Annotated in this window: 11 protein-coding genes; 4 read left to right on the forward strand and 7 right to left on the reverse strand. The window is 71.5% G+C overall.

From position 1 onward, the window contains the following. Positions 1-30 precede the first annotated feature (30 nt). Positions 31-1029 (reverse strand): aldo/keto reductase, encoded by a 999-nt coding sequence (locus tag FB453_RS29150; RefSeq protein WP_145795393.1) that lies wholly within the window; start codon positions 1027-1029, stop codon positions 31-33. Between the two features lie 56 nt (positions 1030-1085). Between FB453_RS29150 and FB453_RS29155 the strand changes: the two genes are divergently transcribed. Then, on the forward strand, positions 1086-1472 hold the full coding sequence (locus tag FB453_RS29155) for a MerR family transcriptional regulator (protein WP_145795395.1): 387 nt from the start codon (positions 1086-1088) through the stop codon (positions 1470-1472). On the opposite strand, the gene FB453_RS29160 is transcribed toward FB453_RS29155, so the two are convergent. Both FB453_RS29160 and FB453_RS29165 read right to left on the reverse strand, forming a co-directional pair. Further along, positions 1427-1963 carry a hemerythrin domain-containing protein gene (locus FB453_RS29160; protein ID WP_145795397.1) on the reverse strand — a complete coding sequence of 179 codons (537 nt, stop codon included), beginning with the start codon at positions 1961-1963 and terminating at the stop codon, positions 1427-1429. The two genes, FB453_RS29155 and FB453_RS29160, sit on opposite strands and share 46 nt — an antisense overlap. A gap of 102 nt (positions 1964-2065) precedes the next feature. Then, complete coding sequence (locus FB453_RS29165; protein WP_145795399.1) at positions 2066-3403, reverse strand: low temperature requirement protein A; 1338 nt, start codon at positions 3401-3403, stop codon at positions 2066-2068. Between the two features lie 152 nt (positions 3404-3555). On the opposite strand from FB453_RS29165, the gene FB453_RS29170 reads away from it, so the two are divergent. Continuing rightward, a complete protein-coding gene (locus FB453_RS29170) occupies positions 3556-4491 on the forward strand; it encodes an SDR family NAD(P)-dependent oxidoreductase (protein ID WP_145795403.1) in 936 nt (311 codons plus the stop codon). A 63-nt stretch (positions 4492-4554) separates the two neighbouring features. On the opposite strand, the gene sucB is transcribed toward FB453_RS29170, so the two are convergent. Further along, entirely contained in the window at positions 4555-6393 is a 1839-nt protein-coding gene (gene sucB, locus FB453_RS29175) for a 2-oxoglutarate dehydrogenase, E2 component, dihydrolipoamide succinyltransferase (protein WP_145795405.1), read from the reverse strand. A gap of 66 nt (positions 6394-6459) precedes the next feature. Continuing rightward, positions 6460-7851, reverse strand: coding sequence for a dihydrolipoyl dehydrogenase (gene lpdA, locus FB453_RS29180; protein WP_145795407.1), 1392 nt, complete (start codon positions 7849-7851; stop codon positions 6460-6462). 178 nt (positions 7852-8029) lie between these two features. Between lpdA and FB453_RS29185 the strand changes: the two genes are divergently transcribed. Continuing rightward, complete coding sequence (locus FB453_RS29185; RefSeq protein ID WP_145795409.1) at positions 8030-8359, forward strand: hypothetical protein; 330 nt, start codon at positions 8030-8032, stop codon at positions 8357-8359. A gap of 50 nt (positions 8360-8409) precedes the next feature. Here the strand turns inward: FB453_RS29185 and FB453_RS29190 are convergent, their stop codons facing one another. Further along, positions 8410-9984, reverse strand: coding sequence for a leucyl aminopeptidase (locus FB453_RS29190; RefSeq protein ID WP_145795411.1), 1575 nt, complete (start codon positions 9982-9984; stop codon positions 8410-8412). A 162-nt stretch (positions 9985-10146) separates the two neighbouring features. Between FB453_RS29190 and gcvT the strand changes: the two genes are divergently transcribed. Further along, complete coding sequence (gcvT, locus tag FB453_RS29195; RefSeq protein WP_112700256.1) at positions 10147-11277, forward strand: glycine cleavage system aminomethyltransferase GcvT; 1131 nt, start codon at positions 10147-10149, stop codon at positions 11275-11277. Positions 11278-11372: 95 nt separating this feature from the next. Here gcvT and FB453_RS29200 read toward each other — a convergent pair whose 3' ends face one another. Then, complete coding sequence (locus FB453_RS29200) at positions 11373-12668, reverse strand: DUF2314 domain-containing protein (protein WP_112605085.1); 1296 nt, start codon at positions 12666-12668, stop codon at positions 11373-11375. Between the last annotated feature and the right edge of the window lie 40 nt (positions 12669-12708).

The following is a 12708-nucleotide window of genomic DNA, read 5'->3' on the forward strand; positions in this document are numbered from 1 at the left end:
CGGCGCCCGGGGCGTGGACCGGCCCGGCGGTCAGGCCGCGTGGGCCGGGCGCAGGTCGGCGAGCAGTCGCTCCACCTCGGCGTACGACTCGGCACTCAGCGGGCCCAGCTCAAGGGTGGCCAGGTTCTCGTCGGCCTGGGCCACAGTGCGCAGGCCGGGAATCGGCACGGTACGGGGGCTGCGCGCCAGCAGCCAGCCGAGCGCGCCCTGTGCGAGGGTGCGCCCGTCGGCGGTGAGCGCCGCGCGGGCCTGGTCGACCCGGGCCGCCCAGCGTGGCGTCGGACGGCCGTCGGTGAACCACTCCAGCCACTCCGGTGCCCGTCCGCGCACATCGTCCGCCCCGACCGCCCGGGTCGACCCGGTGAGCAGCCCCATCGCCAACGGCCCACGGTTGAGGCTGGCCAGGTCGTGCTTGTCGCAGACCGCCAGCACCGCCGCGTTGTCGCGCAGCACCGACTCGTCGTGCTGGATCGCGGCGCAGTGCGGGCCGGCGGCCGCGAACGCCTCGGCCGAGGCCGGGTCGTCGGTGCTCCAGCCGTACGCCCGGATCTTGCCCTGGTCGACCAGGGCCTCCAGGGTGTCGACCAGATCGAGCGCGGCGGGCACCGGCAGTGCGTTGATGTGCAGTTGGTAGAGGTCGACGTGGTCGGTGCCGAGCCGGCGGAGCGAGTCTTCCAGGCTGCGCACCGCGAAGGCCGGGCTGGCGTCGGTGCCGAGCGCCCGCCGGGTGCTCTCCTCGCTGACGTTGCCGAATTTGGTGGCGATCACCACGCTGTCCCGTCGCCCGGCCAGGGCTCGACCGAGGATCCGCTCGCTGTGCCCGGCACCGTAGTTGCTGGCGGTGTCGAACAGGGTCACCCCGAGATCGAGCGCCCGGTGGATGGTGCGGATCGACTCGTCGTCGTCCACCTCACCCCAGCCGAACGGCTGCCCGTCGTCACCCCAGAGCGGGCCGCCGATGGCCCAGCACCCCATTCCGATCGCGCTCACCGTGATGCCGCTGCGTCCCAGCGTCCGTGTCGTCGTCATGGTCACCAGCCTCCAACCTGGAGCGCGCTCCAGGTCAAGCACTACCATCTCGCGACATGAGCGGTTACGCCCCCTCGGAGGCCGCCCGCCGCAGCGGCTTCAGCCTCGACACTCTGCGGTACTACGAGAAGATCGGTCTCCTCGCGGACGTGGAGCGGACGGCAGGCGGGCAGCGGGTCTTCACCGACGACGACCTCGGCTGGCTGGTGCTGTTCCGCTGCCTGCGCGACACCGGGATGCCGATCGCGCAGATGCGCCGCTACGCGCAACTGGCCCGCGACGGCGAGCACACAACCGACGAGCGGCACGAGTTGCTGTGCCACCACGCGGCGCGGGTGGAGGAGCAGATGCGCCTGCTCCAGCGCCAGTACGACCACCTGCGGGAGAAGATCCGCTTCTACGAGCGACTGCCCGGCACCGCACCGGGGTCGGAGCCCGACTGAAGGGAACCGGGCGCGGTCAGGCCGAGCAGTTCCTCGGTCGTTCCGGTTCGACCGGTGAGCGCGTTCAGGGCGCTGACCAGCCGCTTCTCCTCGTAGCGGAAGTGCGACTCCAGCAGGGCGGCCAACCCGCCCAACTCGGCGCGCACCTGGGCGACCGGCACCTTCGCGTCGCCGCCCAGCAGTGCCTCTATCCGTTCCAGGATCCCCGCCACCACCTCGTGATCGGTGATCAGGTTGTCGATGACCGGGCGCAGCTCGGGAGCCTCCTCGGCCAGCAGCCGGAACGCGCCCGCGTCCTCACCGGTGTGGTGTCGGCCCAGCGCGGCGCAGAAGGTCAGGCAGTGCGCCCGCAGGTCCCGGGACGGGGTGTCGAGGCTTGTCTGCAGCCGGGCCAGTTCCGCACTGAGCCAGAGGTGGATCTCGATCATCTGATTGCCGACGGCGGCGAGCCGGCCGGCCGGTGAACCTGTTGGGTGCACGTTTCTTCCCATGCTGTCCCCGCGCCTCCATGCCCACGGCGGCCTTCGGGCCGGGTGCACCGCGACGCTGCGCCGAAGTCTAGGGCCGGCCGGTCACACCCCCAAACCCGGGAATCACGGCGTGGTCGGCTCGTCGGTCTCCCGGACGTCGTGCCAGCGCGCGCGCCACTCGGCCTCGTGGGCCTCGTGGGTGGTCCGCTCCTGGAAGACGGCGGACCGCAACGCGTGCCGGGACTGCGCCATCACCATCACCTCCACGGCCACCAGCGCCACGCAGATCACTGTCGCGAGGGTGAGCGCGCCCAGCGCCGGCAGGTGCTGGCCGATCGGGAGGGCCGCGATGAGCGCCACGATGACGCCGACGCGGGTCCAGGTGACGGTGTGCAGGGTGCGCAACTGGAAGAGCAGGTTGACGGCGAAATAGCAGATCAACCCGCCGAAGAGCATTGGCACCGCCGGTCCCTCGACCTTCTCGGCGATCCCGCCGGCCGGGTCGGTGATCTTGTGCAGGACCTCCTCGTTGCCGATCGAGAAGAGGATCACGCCGGCGATCATCGGCAGGTAGAGGTACGCGTACGCGTCGCGGGCCATCGCCACCCGGGGAGCGCCCTCGGCCGCGTGCAGGGCGATCCGGGCGGCCGGCCCGATGAAGTCGAAGTGCGCCCACCAGAGGGCGGCGGTGACCACGATGCCGAGCGCGGCGGCGGCCACCGCCGGCCAGGTGACCGGCTTGCCGAGCAGGTTGCCGCCGACGCCCGTCGAGATGATCGACTCGCCCAGCGCGATGATCAGGATGAGGTCGTAGCGCTCGGTCCAGTGCTCGGCGCTGGTCACCCCCCAGCCCCAGGTCCCGACGATGAAGCCGGTGGCGTACTGCACCACCACCACGGCGATCCACAGGCCGTCGCGGACCATGGCGGCCTGGTCGGGGTCGGCAATCTGCGGCGGGATGAGCGCGGCGGCCAGCAGCAGCACGATGCTCACCGCCAGCTCCGGGGCGAACCGCCGCAGTTGCCGCCGCTCCTGCGGGCTGTCCCGCACCACGTGCTGATAGAGGATCCAGTGGATACCGCGGACCACGACGTAACTGATCGCCACCAGCATCGGGCCGGCAGCGCTCCCCTTCGGGTCGGTGAACGCCTGTGGCAGTGCCAGCGCGAACGCGAACAGGGCGACCATCGCGATCACCATGAGCACCGGGACGTAGCCCTCGCCGAGCCGGACCCGGGTGGCGACGAGGCTGTGTACCACCCAGATCCACCAGAGCACGGCGAGCACCAGGCCGGCGTGCAGCAGTTGCCGGCTGGAGATGTTCGCGGCGGTGGCCCGGGTGATGATGAAGAACGAGAAGACGAAGACCAGGTCGAAGAAGACCTCGAACTTGTCCACCCGGGCGCCCGGGGCGATCGGGACGGCCGGTCCCAGCTGTCCACCCCGCCGGTAGCCGCCCACGATCCCACTCTGGCAGCGTCCGGGCTGGTCGGAGGCCCGAACGGCGATGGCGGCGGGTCCGGCGTTACCTCCGGCCCGGGTCGGGGAAACACCGGGGCCACGGCCTCTCGCAGCGGGCCGGTCGGTCCGCCCACCCCGGACAAGGATGGACAATGACGACCAACAACCCGATCACCACTTCGTTCACCCATCACTCCACCGCCATGGACGTGATCCGGGGCGTGGACCTCGTCGGGCGGCGGGCGATCGTCACCGGCGGGTCCTCCGGGATCGGCGTGGAGACCGCCCGCGCCCTGGCCAGCGCCGGCGCGGAGGTCACACTGGCCGTCCGCAACCCCGACGCGGGTCAGCAAGCCGCCAACGACATCACCGGCACCACCGGCAACGACCGCGTCCTGGTTGCCCCGCTCGACCTCGCCGACCAGGGTTCGATCGCCGACTTCGTGGCCAACTGGGACGGCCCGCTGCACATCCTGGTCAACAACGCCGGCATCATGGCCGCACCGCTGTCCCGCACCCCGCAGGGCTGGGAGATGCAGTTCGCCACCAACCACCTGGGGCACTTCGCGCTCGCCACCGGGCTGCGCCCGGCACTCGCCGCCGCGGACGGGGCCAGGATCGTCTCGGTCAGCTCCGCCGCCCACCTGCGCTCACCGGTGGTCTTCGAGGACATCCAGTACGACAAGCGGGAGTACGAGCCGTGGCAGGCGTACGGGCAGTCCAAGACGGCCAACGTGCTGTTCGCAGTGGAGGCCACCCGGCGCTGGGCCGACGACGGCATCCTCACCAACTCGCTGATGCCCGGCGCGATCCGGACCAACCTTCAGCGTTACGTGAGCGAGGAGGAACTGGCCCGGCTGCGTGCGGGCAACGCGGCGGCCTGGAAGACCGTCGAACAGGGTGCCGCCACCTCCGTGCTGGTCGCCGCCTCGCCGCTGCTCGACGGCGTGGGCGGGCGCTACTTCGAGGACTGTCAGCAGGCCGCCCCAGCCCAGCCCGGTGGACGGACGGGCGTCGCCGACTACGCGCTGGACCCGGAGGCCGCCGAGCGGCTCTGGCAGGTCTCGACCGCGCTGCTCAAGAGCTGAGGACCGCAGACGAAAGGGCGCCCCGGTCGACGACCGGGGCGCCCTTTCGGCGTTGCGGGTGGATCAGGCCAGGCCCAGCTCCGAGTCGAAGTTGCCGGCCTCCAGCCGCTCCTTGACCGCGGTCAGGAAGCGGGCCGCGTCGGCGCCGTCGATCAGCCGGTGGTCGTAGGACATGGCCAGGTAGACCATCGACCGGACCGCGATGACCTCGCCCAGCTCCGGGTCGTTGACCACGACCGGCCGCTTCACCACGGCACCCGTGCCGAGCATCGCCGACTGCGGCGACGGCACGATCGGGGTGTCGAAGAGCGCGCCCCGGCTGCCCGTGTTGGTCAGCGTGAAGGTCGCCCCGGCCATCTCGTCCGGGGTGATCTTGTTGGCCCGGGTGCGTTCGGCCAGGTCGGCGATCCGCTTGGCGATGCCGCCCATGTTGAGGTCACCGGCGTTGTGGATGACCGGCACGAGCAGCCCGCGCTCGGTGTCCACTGCGATGCCGAGGTGCTCGGCGGCCGGGTAGGTGATCGTGCCGCCGTCCAGGTCCATGCTGGCCTGGATGATCGGGTGGGTCTGCAGCGCCTCGATGGCGGCGAGGGCGAAGAACGGCAGGAAGGACAACTTCACGCCGTGCTTGGCCTGGAACGAGTCCTTCGCCTGGACCCGCAGCTTGGCGACCTTGGTGACGTCGACCTCGACGACCGTGGTCAGCTGCGCCGTCTCGTGCAGCGACTGCTGCATCCGCTTGGCGATCGTCGCCCGGATCCGCGGCAGCTTCTCCGTGGTGCCCCGCTTGGTGCTCGGCTGCGGCTTCGCGGCCGGCTTGGCCGAGGGCGCGGCGGCGGCAGGAGCGGCCGCCGGAGCCGGAGCGGCCTTGGCGGCCTTCGCCTTCTCAGCGGCCTCCAGCACGTCCTGCTTGCGGATCCGACCACCCACGCCGGTGCCGTTGAGCGCGGCCAGGTCGACGCCGTGCTCACTGGCCAGCTTGCGCACCAGCGGGGTCACGTACCCGGCGGCCTCCTCGCCGGCACCCGGTGCCGGGGCGGACGGGCGTGCCTGCGCCGAGGTCGACGCGGCGGGCTGCGCGGCCTGCTCGGTCTTCGCCGGCTGCGCCGAGCTCTCGGTCTCCGCGGCCGGCTCGTTGTACGACATGCCGGGGGTCGGCTCCTCGACCTTCGGCTCCGGCTTCGGCTCGGCCTTCGGCTCCGGCTTGGCCTCCGCCTTCGGCTCGGGCTTCGGCTCGGGCTGCGCCGGGGCGGGGGCCGCACCGGCAACGCCGATGATCGCCAGGTCGGCGCCGACCGCGGCGGTCTCGTCCTCGGCGACCTTGATCTCCAGCACCGTGCCGGCGACCGGCGACGGGATCTCGGTGTCCACCTTGTCGGTGGAGACCTCCAGCAGCGGCTCGTCGACCTCGATGGTCTCGCCGACCTGCTTCAGCCAGCGGGTGACAGTACCCTCGGTGACGCTCTCGCCCAGGGCGGGCATCTTCACCGCGGTGCCCTCGCCCGACGAGGCGGCGGTCGGAGCCGGCGCCTCGGCCGGGGCCTCGTCCTGGGCCACCTCGTCGGCGGTGCCCTCGGCGGCGGCCGTCGGCTCGGCGGCCGGCTCGACCGCCTCGGCCGGGGCCTGCTCCTGCGGGGCGGCCTCGCCGCCGCCGGTCGACTCGCCCTCACCGGCGATGACGGCCAGCTCGCTGCCGACCTCGGCGGTCTCGTCCTCGCCGACCACGATCCGGCTCAGCACGCCCGCAGCGGGCGACGGGATCTCGGTGTCGACCTTGTCGGTCGAGACCTCGAGCAGGGGCTCGTCAACCTCGACCGTGTCGCCCTCCTGCTTGAGCCAGCGAGTGACGGTGCCCTCGGTGACGCTCTCGCCGAGCCGGGGCATGGTGACCGATACCGGCATTTTCTGAGACTCCTTCATTCCCCTGGTGGGATCTTCGCCCGTCGCCGGACGCCGCGGTTTGGATGATCAGGCGTGCGAGTGCAGCGGCTTGCCGGCGAGGGCCAGGTGCGCCTCGCCCAGGGCCTCGTTCTGGGTCGGGTGGGCGTGCACGAGCTGGGCGACCTCGGCCGGGTACGCCTCCCAGTTGTAGATGAGCTGCGCCTCACCGATCAGCTCACCGACCCGGGCGCCGATCATGTGCACGCCGACCACCGGGCCGTCCTCGACCCGGACCAGCTTCACGAAGCCGGTGGTCTTGAGGATCTGGCTCTTGCCGTTGCCACCCAGGTTGTAGTTGTACGTCTTGACCTTGTCGGCGCCGTACTGCTCCTTGGCCTTGGCCTCGGTGAGACCCACCGACGCCAGCTCCGGGTCGCAGTAGGTGACGCGGGGGATGCCGACCTCGTCGATCACGGCGGGGGTCTGCCCGGCGATGTCCTCGGCCACGAAGATGCCCTGCTGGAAGCCCCGGTGCGCGAGCTGGAGGCCCGGGACGATGTCGCCGACGGCGTAGACGTTCGGCACGTTGGTGCGCAGCCGCTCGTCGGTCAGCACGTAGCCGCGGTCCATCTTGACGCCCTGCTCCTCGTACCCGAGGTTGGCGGTGTTCGGGCCGCGACCGACGGCGACCAGCAGCAGCTCGGCCTCGACGGTCTCGCCGCCCTGGATGGTCAGCTTGACGCCGTTCTCGGTCTTCTCGACCTTCTCGAACGGCTTGCCGACCTTGAAGTTGATCTTCCGCTTGCGGAACGCCCGCTCCAGCGCCTTCGAGGACTCCTCGTCCTCGGCGGCGACCAGTCGGGGCAGCGCCTCGACGATCGTCACGTCCACACCGAAGGACTTCCACACGCTGGCGAACTCGACGCCGATCACGCCGCCACCGAGCACGATCACCGACGACGGCACCCGGTCCATCGTGAGGGCGTGGTCGCTGGTGATGATCCGCTCGCCGTCGACCTCCAGGCCGGGCAGGCTCTTCGCGTACGAGCCGGAGGCCAGGACGATGTTGCGGCCGGTGTAGCGCTTGCCGTCCACCTCAACCACGTTCTTGCCGACCAGCTTGCCGGCGCCCTCGACGACTGTGATGTTCTTCGAGCCGCCCACCAGGCCCTGCAGGCCCTTGTACAGGCGGGAGATCACACCGTCCTTGTACGAGTTGACCCCGGCCATGTCGATGCCGATCAGCTCGGCCTTCACGCCGAACTGCTCCGACTCGCGGGCCTGGTCGGCGATCTCGGCCGCGTGCAGCAGCGCCTTCGTCGGGATGCAGCCGTTGTGCAGGCAGGTGCCCCCGAGCTTGCCCTTCTCGACCAGCGCGACCTTGAGGTCGAGCTGGGCGGCGCGCAGCGCGGTCGCGTAGCCGCCGCTGCCACCTCCGAGAATGACAATGTCGAAGGTCGCTTCGTTCGGCTCGCTCACGTCCAACTCCCAGGTCGCGTCGCTGCATCGGGGGTCACGGGGATGTAACACGGACACACCCCACCTCGGTCATCTTGTCACCACTGGGCACAGGGTGCGTACTGAGGTGCCCAACGACACGTCATCGACACGTACCCTTGGCACCGTCGTCGATGACGCAACGTGGGGGAGAGATTCGGTGGGCTTGTTCCGGCGCCGCAAACAGGCGGCTGTGCCGAGCCGTGACCGTGCCGCGAGTCGCGGCGATCTGGACCATTTGGAGAACTTCATCCGGAGTCGGCGCGGCGTCGAGGCGTACATCGAACCCCGGACGACCGTAACGGAGACCACTGTCATCCTGATCGCCGACGACGGGGAGTGGACCCGCCGGCGCATCGACGGCCCGGACGGAGCCCGGCGCTTCGCGTACCGGATGGGCATCCCGGTGTACGACGTCCGACTGATGGGCTACCCGCAGCGGATGCGCGACTTCAACGAGCGCCGCAAGCGTCGCCCCGAGCTGTACTGAGCCAAGCGAAAGGGGCCCCCTTGAGCAGGGGGCCCCTTTCGCGTGTCCCGTCAGCCGTTGGTGGCGACATCCTCGACGAGCTGCACCAGCGTGCGGACCGGAACACCGGTGCCGCCCTTGGTCCAGTAGCCGGTCGGCTCACCCGAGTGGTAGCCCGGCCCGGCGATGTCGATGTGCGCCCAGGCCACGTCGTCGGTCACGAACTCGCGCAGGAACACGCCGCCCTGCAGCATGTGACCGGCCCGGTCCATCCCGGCGTTGACCTGCGAGATGTCCGCCACATCCGACTCCATGCCCTTACGGACGTCGTCGGGCAGCGGCATCGGCCAGGCCGGCTCGCCGACGGCGTCGCCGGCCACCTTCACCCGGTCGCACAGCTGCGGGGTGCCCATCACGCCGGCCATCCGCTTACCCAGCGCGATGACCTGGCCGCCGGTCAGCGTGGAGGTCTCGAACAGGTAGTCGGTGCCGTCCGCGCAAGCGCGGGCGATGGCATCGCCCAGGATCATCCGGCCCTCGGCGTCGGTGTTGAGCACCTCGACCCGCTTGCCGTTGAACATGGTGATCACGTCACCCGGCCGGTAGCTGGTGCCCGACGGCATGTTCTCCGCCATCGGCAGGTACGCGCTGACCGCCACCGTCGGCTTCAGCGCGGCGATCGCCAGCATGGCCGCGCCCACCGCGGCGGCGCCCGCCATGTCGGACTTCATCTCCCACATGCCCTGCGCCGGCTTGATCGAGATGCCGCCGGTGTCGAAGGTGATGCCCTTGCCGACCAGTGCGACCCGCTTGCCGTTGCCGCCGTCCTGCGGGGTGTAGGTCAGCTTCACCAGCCGCGGCGGGGCCTCCGAGCCCTGCCCGACCGCGACGATGCCGCCGTACCCGCCGGCGGCCAGCGCCGCCTCGTCGAGCACCTCGACGCCGAGGCCCGCCTCGCGTGCCGCGCTGGCGACCGCGTCGGCGAACGACGGCGGACGCAGCTCGTTCGGCGCGGTGTTCACCCAGTCCCGGCTGAGCCGGACCGCGCCCGCCACGGCCTGCGCCCGGGCGACCTCCGACTGGGCGCCCGCGTCGCTGGCGTCCGGCACCGCGATGAGCACCTCGGCCACCGGCTCCCGCCGGGTCGGCTGGGGTCGGGTCTTGTAACCGGCGAACCGGTACCCACCCAGCAACGCGCCCTCGGCGACCGCGCGCAGCTCGGCCGACGCGTTCGCGTCGTCCGGCAGCGGCAGGGCCAGCGCGACCCGGGGTGCGCCCGCCAGTGCCCGGATCGCCGCACCGGCGGCCCGGCGCAGCGTCTCCGGGGCCGGGGCGGCACCCGACGGCTCCGGGCCGAGCCCGACCGCGGTGACCAGCGGGGCGGTCACGGTGCCCAGCGTGGCCAGCTTGATGACCTCACCCGGCCCGCCGGTCGCGCCGAGCAGCGCGAGGGTCTCGGTCAGCTTGCCGTCGAACGCGGCCGCGATGCTCTCCGCGCCGCTGGCGAGCAGCAGGGTGCCGGCGAGGCCGCTGGTGGCGCCCTGCTCTCCGGTCTGGCTGTGCACGCCGATCACGATCGCGTCGACGGCGAGCTCGGCCGGGTCGGTGTCGACCAGGCTCAGGTTGGTGGTGCGGGGTGAAGTCACTGAAGCTACTCCGGGCGGGCCGGGCCGGTCGCGACGTCGCGTACCAGCGGTGAAGGTCTCCGGCGGAACCTACCCGCCGGACGTCATGGCTGTCCCGCCGACAGCGCCAGCGGGCTCCCGCCGATGCTAACCAGCGACGTTGCCCCCGGTAAGTTGCCACCCATGACCGACGTGACCTCCGACGCCGCCGCGACCCGGCTGCGCCGTTCCCCGCTGCACGAGCGGCACACCGCCGCCGGAGCCAAGTTCGCCCCCTTCGGGGGCTGGGAGATGCCCCTGGAGTACGCCGGCGGCGGAGTGCTCAAGGAGCACACCGCGGTGCGTACGGCGGTCGGGGTCTTCGACGTGTCACACCTGGGCAAGGCTCGGGTGAGCGGCCCCGGCGCGGCCGACTTCGTCAACTCCTGCCTCAGCAACGACCTGGGCCGGATCGGCCCGGGCCGGGCGCAGTACACGCTCTGCTGCGACGACGCCACCGGCGGCGTGGTGGACGACATCATCGCCTACCTCTACGCCGACGACCACGTCTTCCTCATCCCGAACGCGGCGAACACCGCCGAGGTGGTGCGCCGGTTGCGCGCCGCCGCTCCCGCGCAGGTGACAGTCACCGACGAGCACGAGGCGTACGCGGTGCTGGCCGTGCAGGGCCCCCGCTCGGCCGAGTTGCTGGCCGCCCTGGACCTGCCCACCGAACACGGCTACATGAGCTTCTCCGCCGCGAGCCTGGCCGGGGTGGAGCTGACCGTCTGCCGTACCGGCTACACGGGTGAGCTGGGCTACGAGCTGGTGGTGCCGGCGGAGCACGCTGTCGCCGTCTGGGATGCGCTCTTCGCCGCCGGCGCGGCGTTCGAGCTGCGCGCCTGCGGACTGGCCGCCCGGGACACGCTGCGGACCGAGATGGGTTACCCGCTGCACGGGCAGGACCTCTCCCTGGACATCAGCCCGGTGCAGGCCCGCTCCGGCTGGGCGGTCGGCTGGGACAAGCCGGCCTTCTGGGGCCGCGACGCGCTGCTCGCCGAGAAGGCCGCCGGCCCCCGGCGTACGCTGCGCGGCCTGGTGGCCGTCGACCGGGCCATCCCGCGGCCCGGCATGACCCTGCACGTGGGCGACACCCAGGTCGGCATCGTGACCAGCGGCACCTTCTCCCCAACCCGCAAACAGGGCATCGCGCTGGCCCTACTGAACACCGACGCCAACCTGACCGACGGCGACGAGGTCGAGATCGACATCCGAGGCCGCCGAGCCCCCCTGAAGCTGACCAAGCCCCCTTTCGTAACCCCCTCAGTGAAGTAACCCCACCGCCTTGCCCCCGGTGATCAAGAGGTTTGCGTCATGTTCGGACGAGATTCTGACGCAAACCTCTTGATCAACTAGGCCGGAGAGCGGGGTTAGCGTGAGGGGGTTGGGGGTTCGCCTGAGTCCAGGACTGCTTGGGTCCAGCCGCCTTCTATGACGCCTGTGGCGTCCAGGACGGCCCAGTCGACCACGTCGGACGTCTCCACTACCACGGGGGTGCCGATGCGCACGCTCTGGTCGGTGTTGGCGTCGCTGGCGCTCACGCCGACGATGCGTTCCGGGGTCTCCCACGAGGTGACGCCCGCCCAGACGTACTCCGGGCCGTCGTCTCCGGGCAGGCCGTACTTCACCACCAGTTGCGACTCGGTGGGGAACTGGCCGGCGACGAATCGGGCCCGCGCGTCGTCCAGCGCGGCCCTGGCGGTGGCGACCGCGCGGCTCATCGCGTCACCCGAGCGGGCGTAGCGCACGTCCGGTTGGATCCCGGAGAACAGGGTCGCGCAGGCGGCGGCGTAGTAGCGCCCGTCCGGGCCGGGGTGCCCGGCCGGCGGGCGCAGGCTGAGGAACGAGTCGGCCTCCGGGTCGGTCGCCGGGTCCAGTTCGAGGCGGAGCAGCACCGGGGCGGTGGCGCCGTGCTGCTCCGGGTTGCCGTACGCCACCGCGATGTCGTGGCCGGTGACCGTGGCGAGTACCGGCAGTTGCACGAACGCCGGCACCTCCTCGCCGGTGAGCCCGTCGGTCCAGTCCCGCAGCAGTCGGCGGGCCGCCCCGGTCATCACCGCACCCCAGGCGCGGGTGAGGTGGTCGGGCACCCCCTGGGTCTGCAACTCCAGCAGACCGAAGCGGCGCAGCCCCTTGGTGGTGAACCACAGGCCCTCGGTGTCCGAGGAGTACGGCACCAGCACCCAGTCGACAAGGCGGATGCGGCCCTGCTCGTCGGGGAGGGAGCGCAGCGCGGTCGCCGGGTCGAGGAACTGGAGGCCGAAGACGTCCACCACGTCGCTGTCGACGGATTCCGCCACGGCGGCAGCGACCGCCCGGGCGGCCCACTCGTGCGCGGGTGGCCAACCGGGCCGGTACTCGGCCTGTACGACCACCAGGTGCGTCGCCGCCGCCAGCCGGTCCAGCTGCTCCTTTGTCGCACCGAACGCGGTGAGCAGGTCCGGTGGCAGCTCGGGGAACTCGGCGATCGGCCGGGTGTCGACGCTCATCAGCGGGCTGTCGAGCATCTGCCGGGCCAGCCCGTGCACCGGCTCGGCCAGCCGCCCGGTCAGGGCCGCCACCGCGGTCTTCGCACTGACCTTCGGTAGCCCCGCCATCGGCACCAGGTAGGTCGCGCTGAGCGACTCCGGCACCGGAACGGGCAGGAAGTCGTCCGTGATGAGCATTGTGGGATCCCCCGGTGGCCGCGCCGGTGTTGTCGAGCCG

Source organism: Micromonospora sp. CNZ322 (assembly GCF_007827755.1).